19 protein-coding genes are annotated in these 16,856 nt (G+C 67.9%); 3 read left to right on the top strand and 16 right to left on the bottom strand.

Annotated features, from left to right (window positions below):
* The first annotated feature begins 20 nt into the window (after positions 1 to 20).
* Complete coding sequence (locus ACFE7F_RS00890) at positions 21 to 269, top strand: XrtV sorting system accessory protein (protein WP_375401947.1); 249 nt, start codon at positions 21 to 23, stop codon at positions 267 to 269.
* A 285-nt stretch (positions 270 to 554) separates the two neighbouring features.
* Here the strand turns inward: ACFE7F_RS00890 and epsI are convergent, their stop codons facing one another.
* The 5 genes from epsI to ACFE7F_RS00865 all read right to left on the bottom strand — a co-directional run bounded on the left by epsI (position 555) and on the right by ACFE7F_RS00865 (position 5,677).
* On the bottom strand, positions 555 to 1,253 hold the full coding sequence (epsI, locus tag ACFE7F_RS00885) for an exosortase-associated protein EpsI, V-type (protein ID WP_375401946.1): 699 nt from the start codon (positions 1,251 to 1,253) through the stop codon (positions 555 to 557).
* Positions 1,250 to 2,143, bottom strand: coding sequence for an exosortase V (xrtV, locus tag ACFE7F_RS00880; RefSeq protein WP_375401945.1), 894 nt, complete (start codon positions 2,141 to 2,143; stop codon positions 1,250 to 1,252). Before xrtV ends, epsI begins: the two co-directional genes overlap by 4 nt.
* Before the next feature lie 315 nt (positions 2,144 to 2,458).
* Positions 2,459 to 3,679, bottom strand: a complete 1,221-nt coding sequence (gene metK / locus ACFE7F_RS00875; RefSeq protein WP_375402025.1) for a methionine adenosyltransferase — start codon at positions 3,677 to 3,679, stop codon at positions 2,459 to 2,461.
* 44 nt (positions 3,680 to 3,723) lie between these two features.
* The gene (lnt, locus tag ACFE7F_RS00870; protein ID WP_375401944.1) at positions 3,724 to 5,250 is read right to left on the bottom strand and encodes an apolipoprotein N-acyltransferase; all 1,527 of its coding nucleotides are present in this window, start codon (positions 5,248 to 5,250) and stop codon (positions 3,724 to 3,726) included.
* Between the two features lie 46 nt (positions 5,251 to 5,296).
* Positions 5,297 to 5,677 carry a hypothetical protein gene (locus ACFE7F_RS00865; protein WP_375401943.1) on the bottom strand — a complete coding sequence of 127 codons (381 nt, stop codon included), beginning with the start codon at positions 5,675 to 5,677 and terminating at the stop codon, positions 5,297 to 5,299.
* A gap of 67 nt (positions 5,678 to 5,744) precedes the next feature.
* Between ACFE7F_RS00865 and ACFE7F_RS00860 the strand changes: the two genes are divergently transcribed.
* Together ACFE7F_RS00860 and ACFE7F_RS00855 are read left to right on the top strand one after the other, a co-directional pair.
* The gene (locus tag ACFE7F_RS00860; protein ID WP_375402024.1) at positions 5,745 to 6,221 is read left to right on the top strand and encodes a VOC family protein; all 477 of its coding nucleotides are present in this window, start codon (positions 5,745 to 5,747) and stop codon (positions 6,219 to 6,221) included.
* Complete coding sequence (locus ACFE7F_RS00855; protein ID WP_375401942.1) at positions 6,218 to 6,520, top strand: polyhydroxyalkanoic acid system family protein; 303 nt, start codon at positions 6,218 to 6,220, stop codon at positions 6,518 to 6,520. Before ACFE7F_RS00860 ends, ACFE7F_RS00855 begins: the two co-directional genes overlap by 4 nt.
* A gap of 43 nt (positions 6,521 to 6,563) precedes the next feature.
* Here the strand turns inward: ACFE7F_RS00855 and ACFE7F_RS00850 are convergent, their stop codons facing one another.
* From ACFE7F_RS00850 to ACFE7F_RS00800, 11 genes are all read right to left on the bottom strand, one after another.
* Positions 6,564 to 7,901, bottom strand: a complete 1,338-nt coding sequence (locus tag ACFE7F_RS00850) for a PQQ-dependent sugar dehydrogenase (RefSeq protein ID WP_375401941.1) — start codon at positions 7,899 to 7,901, stop codon at positions 6,564 to 6,566.
* A 247-nt stretch (positions 7,902 to 8,148) separates the two neighbouring features.
* Positions 8,149 to 10,413, bottom strand: a complete 2,265-nt coding sequence (katG, locus tag ACFE7F_RS00845) for a catalase/peroxidase HPI (RefSeq protein ID WP_375401940.1) — start codon at positions 10,411 to 10,413, stop codon at positions 8,149 to 8,151.
* 105 nt (positions 10,414 to 10,518) lie between these two features.
* Entirely contained in the window at positions 10,519 to 11,415 is an 897-nt protein-coding gene (locus ACFE7F_RS00840) for a hemolysin family protein (RefSeq protein ID WP_375401939.1), read from the bottom strand.
* Positions 11,416 to 11,424: 9 nt separating this feature from the next.
* The gene (gene ybeY / locus ACFE7F_RS00835; RefSeq protein WP_375401938.1) at positions 11,425 to 11,934 is read right to left on the bottom strand and encodes an rRNA maturation RNase YbeY; all 510 of its coding nucleotides are present in this window, start codon (positions 11,932 to 11,934) and stop codon (positions 11,425 to 11,427) included.
* Complete coding sequence (locus ACFE7F_RS00830; protein ID WP_375401937.1) at positions 11,931 to 12,329, bottom strand: type II toxin-antitoxin system VapC family toxin; 399 nt, start codon at positions 12,327 to 12,329, stop codon at positions 11,931 to 11,933. The genes ybeY and ACFE7F_RS00830 overlap by 4 nt, the downstream gene beginning before the upstream one ends.
* Complete coding sequence (locus ACFE7F_RS00825) at positions 12,326 to 12,583, bottom strand: type II toxin-antitoxin system VapB family antitoxin (RefSeq protein WP_375401936.1); 258 nt, start codon at positions 12,581 to 12,583, stop codon at positions 12,326 to 12,328. The genes ACFE7F_RS00830 and ACFE7F_RS00825 overlap by 4 nt, the downstream gene beginning before the upstream one ends.
* Before the next feature lie 46 nt (positions 12,584 to 12,629).
* Positions 12,630 to 13,646 carry a PhoH family protein gene (locus ACFE7F_RS00820; RefSeq protein ID WP_375401935.1) on the bottom strand — a complete coding sequence of 339 codons (1,017 nt, stop codon included), beginning with the start codon at positions 13,644 to 13,646 and terminating at the stop codon, positions 12,630 to 12,632.
* A gap of 73 nt (positions 13,647 to 13,719) precedes the next feature.
* Positions 13,720 to 15,063, bottom strand: coding sequence for a tRNA (N6-isopentenyl adenosine(37)-C2)-methylthiotransferase MiaB (gene miaB, locus ACFE7F_RS00815; RefSeq protein WP_375401934.1), 1,344 nt, complete (start codon positions 15,061 to 15,063; stop codon positions 13,720 to 13,722).
* 100 nt (positions 15,064 to 15,163) lie between these two features.
* A complete protein-coding gene (locus ACFE7F_RS00810) occupies positions 15,164 to 15,499 on the bottom strand; it encodes a UrcA family protein (protein WP_375401933.1) in 336 nt (111 codons plus the stop codon).
* Between the two features lie 170 nt (positions 15,500 to 15,669).
* Positions 15,670 to 16,434, bottom strand: coding sequence for a lysophospholipid acyltransferase family protein (locus tag ACFE7F_RS00805; RefSeq protein WP_375401932.1), 765 nt, complete (start codon positions 16,432 to 16,434; stop codon positions 15,670 to 15,672).
* On the bottom strand, positions 16,431 to 16,853 hold the full coding sequence (locus tag ACFE7F_RS00800; RefSeq protein ID WP_375402023.1) for a Fur family transcriptional regulator: 423 nt from the start codon (positions 16,851 to 16,853) through the stop codon (positions 16,431 to 16,433). Before ACFE7F_RS00800 ends, ACFE7F_RS00805 begins: the two co-directional genes overlap by 4 nt.
* Positions 16,854 to 16,856 lie beyond the last annotated feature (3 nt).

Below are 16,856 nucleotides of genomic sequence, written 5' to 3'. Positions count from 1 at the left end.
AGGTATCGGGAGATCCGGCGATGACTATTTACGACGTTCTCACACTGGCGATCTTCGCCGGTCTGATCGTGTTGTTTCTTCAGCGATCGGTCGACCCCGATGCGCCGGAGGATCACCTGTGGCAGTATCTGGTCGCCGCCGTCGGCTGTGCCGTCGCCAATTACGCCGGCAACGAGGGCTATGCGGTCGGCGCGGTGGTACTGATCATCGCGACGTTAGCCTTTATCAACTATGTTCTACGCCCGTTCCCCAGCATCACGTTTCGTTAAAGGGGCTTGGCGACCACGAGATCGCAGGCATCGCGGAGCGGAGATCAGCTACGCGCGCGCTGTGCTTGGCATAATCAACAGCGGCTGGCGTCGGCCTGAAACGCCGCGAGTCGCCGGTTGGATCAAACGATAGAACTTCGATCAGTGGACCAACTGCCCGCAGGTGCGTCGAGATCGCGTCGGGTTTTAAGTCCTGACACCTTCATATGGTCCGGTAATCAATTGGTCGACCGGCCTGGCTATCCTGCACCACGCTCTTGGCTCGCAGCGAGCAAATTTGACGGCCTAGGCGCGCCCTACCAGCACTTGGCGACCTACGGGACTCGTCGCGTTCATCATCGAATATGCGAAACGATCGAGCGCAGCGTCCACGTTGCCGATATCGACTCCGACGGTCGAAATGCGCACGAGTACGCCGTCCGGAACCACGCCCCGCAGCACGCTGTGGATGATGGCGCCGTATTCCTCGGCGGTGTTGCGCGGGAAGTCGCGGGCGATCCGCGTCCAGTAAACCAGCCTTTCCACACGCTCGTCGCGTTCGGCGGTAAAGCGGCGCGCATGGACCTCGCGGTCGCCGGGAAAACGGAAGTCCGCATCCTCAAATTGATTAATGCGGAAACCCTGACCTGGATAGCAGGTCTCGGGCCGGTGAAGCTGCAACGTCCCGCCTTGCGTGCTGCCATAAGCGATCAGCAGCATCATCGTCGGCAGACCAGGTGCCTGGTACACCCTGGTAAGCAATTGGTCGTAACCGTCCTTGTTCTCGCTCTCCTCGCTCGCGGTGACGATGCCGACCGGCGTGGTTATATTCCAGGGACCGATGCTTCTTGGCACCAACTCACCAAGCTTGCGCCGCGCCAGACGCCGCTCCTCGCGCCGCGGCGTCGCGGCGAACGCTCCCGCCGCGGTGAGCGTCATCGCGCCGCCGACGACAAAGGCGCGGCGGTTCATCGACGCGGGCGGAGACGGATCGCGGCTGCTCACGCCGGGATGCTCCGGCGATGCCAAAGCCGTCCGAGCAGTCCGTCGAACGCCATGGTGCCGAGAAGCGCGATGACGAACATCGCCATGCCCGCGAACTGGTGCAAGAAGCCCTGTGCGGCCTCGTTGCCCAAATAATAAGTGATCAGCACCAGCAGGATGACGCGGATGAAGTTGGCGAGCACGGCCATCACCACGATGGCGCAGAACATCACCGCCATGTAGGCCGCGTCACCGCTATGCCTGATATAGGCGTAGAACAGGCCGATCGCGCTCAGGCTGATCAACGAGTTGAGACCGCCGCACGCCGCCTTCACCTCCAGCGTATATTGCTCGATGAAGATGACCAGCCCGGTCTGCGCGACCGGTAGCCCGAGCATGCTGAGCAGCGACACCGCGCCGGCGGATATCTGCAGCCGAAGCGGCTGCGTCGCCGCAGCCACCACGCTGCCCGGCGGCGGAAGCACGAACAGGAAATAGAGGATCGGGAACCATGCTTGGCGGATGCCGCCCATGCCGACGAACAGATACAAGGTCGCGCAGAGCGCGCCGTAGCACGCCGCGGCCTCCAGCACTTCGCTGCCGACGATCCGCGCCGCCGTGTATCCGAGTAACGCGCCGACAAGCGTTCCGCCGCCGAGCCAGGGGGAGCCCAGCAGGGCGTGACGCTTGATCGCCGGCCAACGCCGCACGAACAGCCAGATCGCGATGGCGAGCACGATCGGTCCGTGGGCGCCCTGCTCGGTCGACCAGGATTTGTTCGCAACCCGCTGCAATGTCGGGATCACCATGGAGAGTACCCCGACGGCGATCGGGACCAACGCCCAATTGATCCGCCACCCGGGTACGATCTTCGCAAGACCGGGTAATTCGACTCGGGACTGAACGGTCATGTTGATCGCCTCGATACCCCTGAAGCAAGGCTCGATCGGTGGCTACCTACGCAGCAATCCGACGAACATCGGAAACGCTTAGCGGCTAATCGTGAATTTTGATAGAGTGGATCGCCGAAGCCGGTCCAAGGACGGCACGATGCGACGCGGCGGACGATCGACCGTCGGCTCGACTAGGTGGGGGTAACGACGACGCCTCGCGGCAGTACGCGATGGAAACCGGACCAAAGGCGGATGAGGCTACCGGTCCAGGGATCCGCGAGGCGCAGGGCATGCCGCCACACCTGTTCATAAGCTGCGTGGCCCCGAGGATCGTCAGCCCGCGACCGCCGTTTTCAGCGTTTCGACCAGATCGGTCCGCTCCCAGGTGAAATAACCGCCCTGCGCCTCGCGCCCGAAATGGCCGTATGCGGCGGTGCGCTGATAGATGGGCGCGTTCAGGCTCAGATGCTCGCGGATGCCCTTGGGCGTCAATCGGACCAGTTGGGGCAGCACCCGCTCGAGCACCGCCTCCTCGACCGTCCCGGTGCCGTGCGTGTCGACATGGACCGACAGCGGCTCGGCCACGCCGATCGCGTAGGAAAGCTGGATCGTGCAGCGCTTGGCGAGCCCCGCGGCGACGACGTTCTTGGCGAGATAACGCGAGATATAGGCCGCCGACCGGTCGACCTTGGTCGGATCCTTGCCCGAGAACGCGCCGCCGCCGTGCGGGGCCGCGCCGCCGTAGGTGTCGACGATGATCTTGCGCCCGGTCAGCCCGGCGTCGCCGTCCGGCCCGCCGATCTCGAACGCGCCGGTCGGGTTGATGTAGACCTTCGTCTCGGGCGTAATGAAGCCGTTCGGGAGCACGTCGCGGAGCACGCCCTCGACATAGCTGCGGAGCTCGGCGTAGCGAGCCGGATCGGCATTGTCTCCTTTCTCGCAGTAGCCAGCCTTATGCTGGGTCGATACGACGAGCGCGGTCGCCGCGACGGGAACGCCGTTCTCATACCGGAGCGAGACCTGGCTTTTGGCGTCCGGCTCGAGGAACGGGGCCGCACCCGAATGCCGGTCGGCCGCCATTCGCTCCAGGATCTTGTGGCTGTAATACAGGGTCGCGGGCATCAGGCCCGGCGTCTCGTCGCTGGCGTAACCGAACATGATGCCCTGGTCGCCCGCGCCCTCGTCCTTGTTCCCGCTCTCGTCCACGCCCATCGCGATCTCGGCGGATTGGCCATGGAGGTTGTTGGAGAAGCTGAACGTTTCCCAATGAAAACCCGACTGCTCGTAGCCGATGCGCTTGACCGTAGCGCGCACGGCCGCCTCGATTTCGTCCATCACACCCGGCGCCCATTCGCCGCGCTCATACACCCCGCGCCCACGGATCTCGCCCGCCAGCACGACCATGTTGGTCGTGCACATCGTCTCGCATGCGACGCGCGCTTGGCTGTCCTTGGACAGGAACAGGTCGACCACCGCGTCCGAGATCTGGTCGGCGACCTTGTCGGGATGGCCCTCGGACACGGACTCGGACGTGAAGGTGAAGGACGTGCGCATACGGTCGGGAACCCTCGTCATATAAAGAAAGCTTTATATGTCCGTTAGCGAGCGCGACGCCGAATGGCAACGGCCAGCCCGAGCAGCGGCGCCGCGACCAGCGCAGCGAGCAGATTGCCGAAGCGCGAGAAGAGCGTGGGGGGGAGGGCGGGGGGGATGGGCAGCTCGACCGCGCCCGCCGTCTCGTGCGGGATCGTGGCCAGCAGCCGGCCATCGGCCGCGATCACCGCGGAGATGCCCGTCGGCGTCGCGCGGACGATCGGTAGTCCTTCCTCCACCGCGCGCATCCGCGCCTGCGCGAGATGTTGCGGCGGCCCCCAGCGGCCGAACCACGCGTCGTTGGAGGGATTGAACAGGAAACGCGGCCGGTTCGCCGGATCGACCACCTCGCCGGAAAAGACGATCTCGTAACAGAGCTGCATGCCGACCGCGCCGAAACCGGGCAGCGGAAGATTGCGCGGGCCGGGACCGGGCGAGAAATCGAAGTCGCCCGGCACCAGCCGCCTGAGCCCGAGCGGCTCGAGCAGCGCCTTCATCGGCAGGTACTCGCCGTAGGGCACGAGGTGCGCCTTATCGTAGCGTCCGCGCAGGCGCCCGGCCGCGTCGACCGCGAACACCGAGTTGGCGGCCGCGGCGATGTCGTCGTTCCGGTCGAAGCTGAGCGCGGTCCCGCCCGTCACCACCAGGTCGCTCGGACCAAGCACGCTGGCGATCCGACGACGGATCAGCGGGGCTGGGCGACCGTAATAGATATAGCCGGGATAGCCGTCCTCCAGATAATCGCGCACGACGCCCTCGGGCCAGACGACCAGGCGGGGCACGGGCCCGGGCTCGCCGGAGCGCGCCAGCAGCGCGCGCAACACACGCTCGCCGTCGTCGGGGCCACGCTCCTCCTGGCCGATATCGGGCTGCACGATGCGGACCAGGGGCGAACCGGGCGCGGCATCGGGCGCGCGGGTGAGGGGGGCGGAGAGGGCCGCCAGCGCCAACCCCGCACCGGCGATCGCCGGGAACGTCCAGCTCCGCCACAGGAGTAACAGCAGGCTCACGGCCGCGACCACGGTCAGCCCCGACAGCGCATAGGTGCCGACGAACGCCGACAACCGCGCGACGCCCATCACCGGTACCCATACCACCCCGAGCGGGTCCCAGGCGTACCCGGTGAACAGGACGGCGCGCAGCCACTCGGTCGCGATCCACGCAGCCCCGAAGGCGAGCGCGTACGCGGCATCCGGCGCGCGTCCGCGGAACCGCCAGGCGATTCCCGCGGCGATCGTCGGATAGACCGCGAGATAAAGCGCCAGCGCCACGGCCGCGAAATAGCCCAGCACGGGCGGCATCGCGTCCTGGAAGTCGAAGGCGTGCTGGAACCAGTTGTCGTTGACGGTGAAATGCCCGACCCCGAATGCATAACCGAGCCACAGGGCTTGGCGTAGCGAACCCGCTTGGTGGACGAGCCACGCCCAGCCCGCGACCGCCAGCAGCGTGAGCGGCCAGAGTTCGAGCGGCGCGAACCCGCACGCCGCGACCGCGCCTAGGACGAGCGAAAGGAGAACGGGACGGCTGAACACGCGCGGCGCTATGCTGCGGAGTGGCGGCGGGAACAATCCCGGACGTTCACCGGGTTTTGGGCGGGCCTTTGCCGCCGTCGCGTGGGGACGGCGGTCGACGCTTGGTCTCGATGACGGGCGGCTTGGCGGGCGCGCGGGAAGTCGGGCGCGGGCGAAGCGGGGCGCTCGGCGTGGGCGAGGCTCCACCGGCCGGAGCGATGACGTACCCCTCCTTCTGTAGCCGCGTGAAGGCGGCGCGGACGCCCGCGGTAACCGCGGCGCGAACCTCGACGGGAAGGTCGTCGAGCGTGGTGTTCAGGTGCACGGCGCCCAGATCACGCAACAGTGCGTTGGGCACGCCTCTGGAAGCGGTCTTGAAGGCGACGACGGTGTCGATCGCGGCGGCGGCGACTATCTCGCCCATGATATCGGTCGCTGACTTGGCCATGGTTCCTCAACGCGCATCGGGCGGTTCGGTCTCCCCCGGCCCGCGCGAAGGTGATATGATCGTCCCCATGACGCTTCGACCGTTCCACCTCGCCTTTCCGGTCCACGACCTCGACGCCGCGCGCCGCTTCTACGCGGGCGTGCTCGGCTGCCGAGAGGGGCGGTCGAGCGATCGCTGGATCGACTTCGACCTGTTCGGCCATCAGATCGTCGCGCATCTCGATCCGGCGGCCAAGCCCGCCCAAATCTCGAACGCGGTCGACGGACACGACGTGCCGGTACCGCATTTCGGCGTGGTGCTGACGATGGAGGACTGGCGCTCGCTGGCCGAACGGGTCGCGGCGGCGGGTGTCCCGTTCGGGATCGAGCCGCACGTCCGCTTTCCCGGCCAGGCGGGCGAGCAGGCGACGATGTTCTTCCGCGACCCCAGCGGCAATGCGCTCGAATTCAAGGCGTTCGCCGACGATGCCCAGATCTTCGCCACCGAGCTTGCCCCCGGACACTCTACCCCTGCCCCCCTCGTCTCCGACAAGGTGACCGCATGACCGCTCCCGTCGAAGTCGACCTGCCGCACAAGCTCGGCCAGGCGGAGGCGCGCCGCCGCATCGAGCGCGGCTTCGGCAAGCTCGCGGGCTGGATCCCGGGCGGGCAGGTGAGTCGCCATGCTTGGGAGGGCGACACGCTGGTCTTCACGGTCGAGGCGATGGGGCAACGTGTCGCCGCGCGGCTGGATGTCGAGGAAACGCTCGTCCACGCGCGGTTGGAGCTGCCGGCAATGCTCGCGATGTTCGCGGGACAGATACAGGCGGCGCTCAAGGCTAACGGGCCCAAACTACTCGAATGATCCTGGACCGCGTTCTTGGCGAATGCCGGGAGCTCTCATCCACCTACCGCGCGGCGACCGCTAGGGCAGGAGCGACTCTCCACACCACGTTCCCCACATCGTCCGCCACTAGCAACGCCCCCGCACGATCGGCGATGACGCCCACCGGGCGCCCGCGCGCCTTCCCCTCGCCGTCCAGGAAACCCGCGAGCAGATCGACGGGCTTGGCCCCTGGAATGGGAAAGCCGTTCGCGCCGAAGGGGACGTACACGACCTTGTACCCCGACACCGGCTTCCGGTTCCACGACCCATGCTCGCCGACAATGGCGCCGTTCGCGAAGCGGTCGCCGAGCCTCAGTCCGTCGGTGAAGGTCAGCCCCAACGCCGCGACGTGCGGCCCCATGGCATAATCGGGGCGCTTGGAATATTGCTGGAGTGGCGCGTTGCCCGGCTCGACGCGGCGGTCGGGATAGCCGCCCCAATAGAACCACGGCCAGCCGAAATGGTCGCCGAACTCGACCTGCGTCAGGTAATCGGGCGCGAGGTCGGAGCCGAGCATGTCGCGCTCGTTGACGACGGTCCAGGGCTGCTTGGTGACGGGATTGATCGCCATGCCGACGGGATTGCGCAGGCCCGCCGCATAGACGCGCCACGTCTTGTCAGGGCGAACCTCCAAGATGTTGGCACGGTACTTCTCGACCTCCAAACCCTTCTCGGCAATGTTCGACGCCGAACCGACGGAGACGAGCAACGTCTCGCCGTCGGGAGCGACGATGACGCCGCGCGACCAGTGGTTGCCCGCCCCGTTGAGCTTGGCGACCAGTTCGGGCCGGGCGGTGATCCGCGTCTGGCCATCGATATAGGGCACGCGGACGAGCGCGTCGGTATTGCCGACATATAGCTGCCCTTTGAGCAGCGCCATGCCGAATGGCGAGTTGAGCCCGGTCATGAACGGCGTCTTCACCTCCGCCACGCCGTCGCCGTCCGCGTCGCGGAGCAGGGTTATGCGGTTGGCCGAGGGTACGCCCGCCCCCGCACGGCCGAGCAGCCAGCCCATCACGATGTCGGTCACGCCCTTCTTGGGCCGGGGCGGCGAGTTGGTCTCGGCGACCAGCACGTCGCCGTTGGGCAGCCGGTACAGCCAGCGCGGATGGTCGAGCCCGCTCGCGAAGGGCTGGACCGCGAGCCCGGCGGCGGGGGTGGGACGCCCGCCGGTCCAGCCGACGACTTCCGCGATCTTCACGGTGGGCAGCGTCTGGACGCGCGGCGCGGAGATGGTGGGCCGAGCGCCCTCGACCGCCTCGAGCGGGAGCTTGGCCTGGTCGGGCCAGGCAAGCCAGGTGAAGACGGCCCCCGCGGCGAGCGCAAGGAGGCCGAGAACGATCAGGATGGGGCGGAGCATGAAGGGAAGGTAGGCGGGGAGTGAGGCGCACACAATCCTCCCCCGGGACGGGGAGGTGGCACGCCGAAGGCGTGACAGAGGGGTAGCTCTCCGCGTACGCTGGCCTGGCCTCGTCGAGAGCTACCCCTCCACCATTCGCCCAAGCAGGCGAACGGTCCCCCCTCCCCCTCCGGGGGAGGACAACGAGATGAGAAAAGGCCGCCGGTGTCGCCACCGACGGCCTGCCTCTCGTCCGGTCAGCCTCGCGTCAGACAGTTACAACGCGGTCCGTGTCGCCCGCGGTATCGACGCCGTAGCTCAGGTCGAAGCGGTCGGCCTCCATCACCTTCGTCCACGCCTTCACGAAGTCGCGGACGAACTTCTGCCCGGCGTCGGCGCAGGCGTACACCTCGGCCAATGCGCGAAGCTGCGAGTTGGAGCCGAACACCAGGTCGGTGCGCGACGCGGTCCAGCGCTGTTCGTGCGTGTCGCGGTCGGTGCCGACGAACTCCTCGTCACTCTCGTCGCTGACCTGCTTCCACGCGGTGCCCATATCGAGCAGGTTCACGAAAAAGTCGTTGGTCAGCGTGCCCACCCGGTCGGTGAAGACGCCGTGCTTCTCCGCCTTGGGATGGTTGAGGCCGAGGACGCGCAGGCCTCCGACCAGCACCGCCATCTCCGGCGCGGCGAGACCGAGCAGTTGCGAGCGGTCGACCATCAGCTCTTCGGTCGGGACGCTGAACTTGACCTGGAGGTAGTTGCGGAACGCATCCGCCTTGGGCTCCAGCACGTCGAAGCTCTCGGCATCGGTCTGCTCCGCGCTTGCGTCGGTGCGGCCGGGCGTGAACGGCGCTTCGACCGCATGGCCCGCGGCGGCGGCCGCGCGCTCGACGCCGACCGATCCGCCCAGCACGATCAGATCGGCGATCGACACCTTCTTGCCGTCCTCGCGGCTCCCGTCGAACTTCGCCTTGATGCCCTCATAGACCTGAAGAACGCGGTGAAGCCGCTCAGGCTGGTTGACCTCCCAGCTCCGCTGCGGCTCCAGGCGGATGCGCCCGCCATTGGCACCGCCACGGTGATCCGACTGGCGATAGGTCGACGCCGACGCCCAGGCGGTGCCGACGAGCTCGGCGACCGACAGACCCGAATCGTTGATGGCGAGGCGAAGGCCGGCGACATCGTTCTCGTCGATCGGCTTATAGTCCGCCTTGGGGATCGGGTCCTGCCAGATCAGGTCCTCCGCGGGCACCTCGGGTCCGAGATAGCGAGCCCGGGGCCCCATGTCGCGGTGGCACAGCTTGAACCAGGCGCGCGCCCACTGGTCGGCGAAATATTCGGGGTCGGCCCGGAACCGCTCGATGACCGCGCGGTAGGCCGGGTCGACCTTCAGCGCCATATCGGCGGACGACATCATCGTCGGCACGCGCCGGTCGGGCGAGTGCGCGGCGGGTGCCAGCGTCTCGGCCGGGTTGCCGACCGGCTGATACTGGTGCGAACCCGCCGGGCTCTTGACCAGCTCGTACTCGTGGTCGAGCAGCATGTCGAAATAGGTCATGTCCCACTCGATCGGCGTCGGCGTCCACGAACCTTCGAGGCCCGACGTGATGGTGTGGTCGCCGTGCCCGGTCTCATGCGTCGACGCCCAGCCCAGTCCCTGAGCCGCGATATCGGAGCCCTCGGGCTCGACGCCGACATGGCTCGGATCGCCCGCGCCGTGCGCCTTGCCGAAGGTGTGGCCGCCCGCCGTCAGGGCCGCGGTCTCGATGTCGTTCATCCCCATCCGCGCGAAGGTCTCGCGCATGTCGCGCGCCGAGCCCGCCGGGTTGGGGCAGCCGCCGGGACCTTCCGGATTGACGTAGATCAGGCCGTGCTGGATCGCGGCGAGCGGGTTTTCGAGCGCGAGACCCGCCTCCTCGTCGATGCGCGTCTGGCCGAGCCACTCCTCCTCGGTGCCCCAATAGATGTCCTTTTCGGGCTCGAACACGTCTGCGCGACCGCCGCCGAAACCGAAGGTCGGTCCCCCCATCGATTCGATCGCGACGTTGCCGGTCAGGATGAACAGGTCGGCCCAGGAGAGCTTGGAGCCGTACTTCTGCTTGATCGGCCACAGGAGGCGGCGGCCCTTGTCGAGATTGCCGTTGTCCGGCCATGAATTGAGCGGCGCGAAACGCTGCTGGCCCGAGGACGAGCCTCCGCGTCCGTCGCCCGTGCGGTAGGTGCCCGCCGCATGCCACGCTAGGCGGATGAAGAACGGGCCGTAATGCCCGTAGTCGGCCGGCCACCAGGCCTTGCTGTCGGTCATGAGCGCGGTCAGGTCGCGCTTCACGGCGGCGTAGTCGAGTTCGAGGAACGCCTTGGCATAGCTGAAATCGTCGCCCATCGGATCGGGGGACACGCCGCGCTGATGCAGGATGTCGACCGACAGATGGTTCGGCCACCAATCCTTGTTCGTGCGGCCGAGCAGCGTCCGCATCGCGGCGGGCTGCTTCCCCGGATCGTTGAGCGGGCTGCCCTTGGTGATCGCGTCCATATTCAAAACTCCATCTCGCCGGTGCTGGCACCGATATAGGTCGGCACCACAAATCCAGCGAATGATTTAATCTGATCGCCTTTAGCGAACGGCTCGATCAGCCTGTCATTCCTCGGGGTCCTCGGGCTCGGGCCGCGGCGGGTGCAGGCGCAGACGATTGATCCGCCGCTCGTCCGCCTCGACGATCTCCAGCCGCCAGCCTGACGGGTGATCGACATGCTCGCCGACCATCGGCACCCGCCCCGCGAGCACCGCGGCGAGCCCGCCCAGCGTATCGACATCCTCCTCCGCCTCGCCCAGCCGCGGGTCGATCAGCGCGGCCGCGTCCTCCAGCTCGGCGCGCGCGTCCGCTTCCCAAGCGCCGCCGGGGAGCGGCACGATCAGCGCCTGCGGGGCTTCGTCGTGTTCGTCCTCGATCTCGCCGGTGATCTCCTCGATCAGGTCCTCGATCGTGACGAGGCCCTCCGTGCCCGAATATTCGTCGAGCACGACCGCCAGATGCACGCGCTTCTGCCGCATGTCGGCGAGCAGATCGAGCGCGCCGCGCGACATGGGGACGAACAGCGGCTCGCGGATCAGCCCGGTGAGCGTCGGCGGCTTGGCCTTGCCCGTCGCCAGGATCGCGAACACGTCCTTGATGTGGATCATGCCGACGATGTGGTCGAGCTTGCCCCGGTAGACGGGCAGGCGGCTGTGCCCGGCCTCCGCGAAGATGCGCACCAGCTCGCCGAAGGACGTGTTCTCTTCGACCGCGATGATGTCCGCGCGCGGCACCCCGACGTCGCCCGCGTCGCGCTCGCCGAAATGGAGGAGGTTCCGGACCATCTGCCGCTCCAGCGGCGACAGGTCGCCCGCCGCGTCGGGAGTGGGATCGTCCTCATGCCGGTCGATCGCCTCCTCCAGCTGGTCGCGAAGTTTGTCCTCCGATTGTTCGCCGAAGATCGCGCGTCTCAGGCCGCCCCAGATACTATCGGGTTCGGCGGTGTTGGGGCCCTCGGCCATGGTCGGTGGTCAGTCCTCGTTTACGGGGTAGGGGTCGTGCAGGCCGAGCGCCGACAACGCATCGCGTTCGATCCGTTCCATCGCGTCGCCCTCCTGGTCGCCCGCGTGATCATAGCCGAGCAGATGCAGGACGCCATGCACCATCAGATGCGCCGCGTGATCGGCGACCGCGATCCCGCGCTCCGCCGCCTCCGCCGCGCATACGCCGTGTGCGAGAACGATATCGCCGAGCAGCACCTCGCCGTCGTCCGAATTGGCGGAGACGCTTTCGATCAGGTCGGGCTGGATCATCGGAAACGACAGCACGTTGGTCGGCTTGTCCTTGCCCCGGTACTGCCGGTTGAGCTGGTGGACCTCTTCGTCCGAGGTCAGCCGCACCGACAGCTCAACCATAGCCGCAGAGGCGAGCAGCCCGCTATACGGTGTCCGCTCCACCGCAGCGCGCGCGGCGCGTTCCGCCAATGCGTCCCACTCGCCTTCAGGCCAAGAGTCCTCGCGGGAGAGGGCGATCTCGATCATGCCAAATCCGTATGGGTGAAATCGTCGCCCTTGTAGAGCAGGCGCGCGTTGTTCGCCTTGGCGCAGGCATAGGCGAAACAGTCGCCCATGTTTAGCTTGGCCGAGTGACCCGAACCCTTCCCGTACCGTTCGTAAGCGTCAAGGGCGACCCGCAGTTCCGCTGCTCCGACCGGCACCAACCGCAATTCCAAGTCGCGCGCGGCTTGCTCCGCCTCCCGCCGCGCGACGGGAGCATCGAACTTGCGGGAATGGCGCAGGCCGGAGACGGTCTCCCAGCAACTCATCGCGGACCAGAGCACCTCCCGCTCGCGCGCGAGACGGTCGAGCAGGTCGTCGCGGTCTTCCTCCTCGGCGATGATCGCCACGAGCGCCGAAGCGTCTACGAACAGCGTCAATCCCGGTCCTCGCCCCACATCTCGTCGAAGAACGCCTTGTCTGATACCCGCCCCGTCAACGGTGGCAGCGGGTTGGCGGCGCGCCAGGCGTCGAGCTTGGCTCGGAGTTCGTCGGCGCGGCTGCGACCCGACAGCTCGAGTTTGCGGCGCAGGAGCGCATCATGGACCGCCTCCGTCTTGCTGGTGCCGAGCAGCTCCGCCACCTCGCGCGCGAGGTCGGCGGTTTCCGGTTTCTTGATGTAGAGCGACGCCATGCCAGCTTCCTTATATCCCACTATCTAGTCCGGGATATACCGCCCATCAAGCGCCCGCGCCCGCCTCGCCGCCTTCGTACGCCTCCACGATCCGCCCGACAATCGGGTGGCGCACCACGTCGCCCGAGGTGAAGCGCGCCATGGCGATCCCCTCCAGTCCCTCCAGCCGCCGGACCGCGTCCGCCAGCCCCGATGCGGACGCGCCGCCGGGGATGTCGACCTGGTTGGGATCGCCGCACACCACCATGCGGCTGTTCTGGCCGAAGCGGGTAAGGAACATCTTCATCTGCGCCACCGTCGTGTTCTGCGCCTCGTCCAGGATCACGAACGCGTCCGCCAGCGTCCGCCCGCGCATGAAGGCAATCGGCGCGACCTCGATCTCCCCGCTCGCGATCCGTCGTTCGACCTGCTCGGCGGGCAGGCAGTCGTAGAGCGCGTCGTAGAGCGGCCGCAGATACGGATCGACCTTTTCCTTCATGTCGCCGGGCAGGAAGCCGAGCCGCTCGCCCGCCTCGACCGCCGGGCGCGACAGGATCAGCCGCTGGACCGATCCGGTGATGAGCTGCGCCACGGCCTGCGCGACCGCGACATAGGTCTTGCCCGTACCCGCCGGCCCGAGCGCGAAGATCATGTCGTTGGAGTTTAGCGCCTGCATGTATGCGGCCTGCGCGGGCGTGCGCGGCAGGATGGTCTTCTTGCGCGTGCGGATGCTGATGCCGGCCACGCGCGGCGTGCCGATCTCGGCGCGGACGATGCCGTCGAGCACCGGCTCGGCCGCCATCGCGATCGACGCGTCGACCAGTCCGGTATCGACCTCCTCGCCGCGCCCGATCCGCGCCCGGAGGTCGTGGAGCACGTCACGCGCGAGCGCCACCTGCTCGGCCGACCCCTCCAGCTGGACGCGGTTGCCGCGCGCGGTGATGTACACCCCCAGCCGGTTCTCCAGCGCCACGAGATTCTGGTCGTACTGGCCAAAGAGAGCCGCAAGCGTCTGCGGCTTGTCGAACACCAGCTCGACGCGGGAACGGTCGCCGGCCTGCGCCGGAACGGGTTTGCGACTCATGCGACTCCTTGGGTTGCCACGCTCATCGTCATCGAAATGGGGACGCACGGGCAAGCGGAAAAGATGCGGGCGCTCACTCGGCTGCGAGCGCGCCAAGGGAGTTCGGCGGTCCGCCGGTCAGCGAGTTCGGCCCCGCCGCGGTCAGCGCGACCTCGACCAGGTCGCCGACGCCCGCGCTCGTCAGCAGGTGGACCGATTGCAGCCACGGCGACTTGCCGAGCATTTGCCCGGGGAGCTTGCCGCGCCGTTCGACGAGCACGTCGCATACTTGGCCGACCGTGCCGAGATTGAAGGCGTGCTGGTCGCGGTTCAACGCGGCCTGCAACAGCTGGAGCCGCTCGTCCATCGCCTCGGGGGCGACTTGGTCGACCATGGCGGCGGCGGGCGTGCCGGGGCGCGGGCTGTATTTGAAGGAGAAGGCCTGGGCATAGCCGACCGTATTGACGAGGCTCAGCGTCTCGGCGAACTCGGCCTCGGTCTCGCCCGGGAAGCCGACGATGAAGTCGCCCGACAGCGCAATGTCGGGTCGCACGGCGCGCACGCGGTCGAGCAGGCGCAGATAGGATGAGCGATCGTGGCTCCGGTTCATCGCGCGCAGCACCCGGTCGGACCCCGCCTGCACGGGCAGGTGCAGGAACGGCATCAGCTTTTCCACGTCGCGGTGAGCGTCGATCAGTCCCTGTGTCATGTCGTTCGGGTGACTCGTGGTGTAGCGGATGCGCGCCAGCCCCGGCAGGCGGTCGAGCGCGCGGATCAGTCCGTCCAGCCCCCGGACGCGCCCCGCCTCGTCCTCGCCCGTCCAGGCGTTGACGTTCTGCCCGAGCAGCGTGATCTCGCGCGCGCCCGCGTCGACCAGCGAGCGCGCCTCGTCCATCACTTGGCGCCAGGGCCGCGAGACCTCCGCGCCGCGCGTGTAGGGCACCACGCAATAGGTGCAGAACTTGTCGCACCCCTCCTGCACCGTCAGGAACGCCGACGGCCCGACCTTCCGCCGAGCGGGGAGCGCCCCGAACTTGCTCGCGAGCGGCATGTCGGTGTCGACCGCCGCCCCGCCCGCCGCCGCGCGCGCGACCAGGCCCGGCAAATTGTGATAGGATTGCGGCCCGACCACCACGTCCACCTTGGCGCGGCGCACGATCTCCTCGCCTTCGGCCTGCGCCACGCAGCCCGCCACCGCGATCATCGGCCGGCGGCCCTGCTTGCCCGCCGCCTTGCGCAACCGACCGATGTCCGAATAGACCTTCTCCGTCGCCCGCTCACGGATGTGGCAGGTGTTCAGGATCACCAGCTCGGCCGCATCCGCCCCGACCGGAACGAGCCCCTGCGCGGCCATAAGCTCGCCCATGCGCTCGCCGTCATAGACGTTCATCTGGCAGCCGAACGATTTGACATGGAAGGATTTCGGGGGTGCCGTCATGTGCACGGCTCCTAGCCGAACGGGAGGCGCGGGTCACCCTGGTCCCCGCCGCCTCCCGCCCGCCGCCTCCCGCCCGCCGCTGCCGTCGGTCCGAGCGGCGCTACCGGGCCGCGATCCGCACGGGACCGGCGGCGGCATGGATCCCGGCGATGCGCGGGTGCGCCAGCTTGGTAACCATCAGATCGGTCAACTCCTTGCGGCAGCGGCGCGCCGTCGCATGGTGCTGGATCGAGGCACCGTCGTAACAGGCGCGAACCGCCCCGCGCCGGATGCGCTCGAACACGGCCGCGGCACCTGCGTCCGTGCGGAGCTCGGCGAATTGATAGCGCAGGCGCAACGTCGGCGCCTCGGCGCTGGCGGGCGAGGCCGCGGCGAATGCCGCAAGTCCGGCCAAGAAACCGGCGACGCTCGTCGTGATGATGGTGCGCATGGACATGGTACGTTTCCCTTTCTTCCTGCCCCCGACCGAAGTGCCGGGGTGTGGGAAGTGGATAACCGCCGCCGCGCCGCACATCCTGACGAGACCATGGGAAGATTCTGAGCCGCTATGTTTCCGAATTCGGATCTTCTTCGCCGACGACGCGACCGTTTCCGCCCTGCGACTGCTCACGCGACCCGTATGCGCGACCCCGCCGCGGCCATCGCGGCGGTGATGCGGCGGCGGGCCTCGGCGGCCACGGCCTTGCGGTCGCCGACCTTGGCGGGGTCGAACGGTTCCAGATAGTCGATCACGACCGGGATGGTTCCGCGCCGGCCCAGGATGCGCAGCGCGTTCGTGAGGCCGTTCTCCCCGGCCGCTTCGGCCCAGGCGATCTCGGGCGCGGCGGAGCCGTAATCGAGGAACACGGGCTGCAGGACGACGCCGGGCGGCGGCGGGTCCAGCGCGGCGAGCAGGGCTGGCTTGAAGGGAAGCAGGGTCGCGCCGTCGCTGGTCGTGCCCTCGGGAAACACCACGACGGGACCATGCGCCAAAGCCTCCCGAAGCCGCGCCACCTGCTCGTGGATCGCGCGGCGGTCGGTCCGGTCGACGAACAGCGTCCCGTTGGCGCGGCACATCGCGCCGACGATCGGCACCCGCGCCAGCTCGCCCTTGGCGACGAAAGCGGCGCCCGTCGCACCGCCCAGGACGAGGATGTCGAGCGTCCCGCAATGGTTGGAGACGATGAGCGCGCTTCCGCTCGGACGGTGCCCGCGCACCCGCGTCCGGACGCCGCAGGTCCAGGCCGCGCCGGCAAGGAAGCGGCGCGGCCACGGTGAGGAAGGACGCAGCAGCCGCCAACCGCCATGGAGCACCACGCATCCCACAAGGAGCCCGGCCAGCCCGGCCAGCCGAGCGGCGATGCGCGGGTAGGACGACTTGGCCGCGCTCACGCCTTCCGGTCGAGGCTGACCCCGTACAACTCCATCCGGTGGTCGACGAGGCGGAAGCCGAGCTTGTCGGCGATCGCCTTTTGTAGCTGTTCCAGCTCCGGATCGACGAACTCGATCACCCGGCCGGTCTCGACATCGATCAGATGGTCGTGGTGCGCTTCCGGCGCGGGTTCGTAACGCGCGCGGCCGTCGCCGAAATCATGGCGGTCGAGGATGCCCGCCTCCTCGAACAGCCGCACCGTGCGGTACACGGTGGCGATGGAGATCCCCGGATCGATCGCCGAGGCGCGCGCATAGACCTTCTCGACATCGGGATGGTCCTCCGCCTCCGACAGCACGCGCGCGATGATGCGGCGCTGGTCGGTGATGCGCAGGCCCTTCTGGTTGCACAGTGTCTCGAGGTCGATCTTGCGCGCCATGCC

It is taken from the genome of uncultured Sphingomonas sp. (genome assembly GCF_964235535.1).
In the GTDB taxonomy this organism is placed as follows: domain Bacteria; phylum Pseudomonadota; class Alphaproteobacteria; order Sphingomonadales; family Sphingomonadaceae; genus Sphingomonas.
Note: the sequence above shows the minus strand (reverse complement) of the source record. Positions and strands in the feature narration are given on the sequence as shown.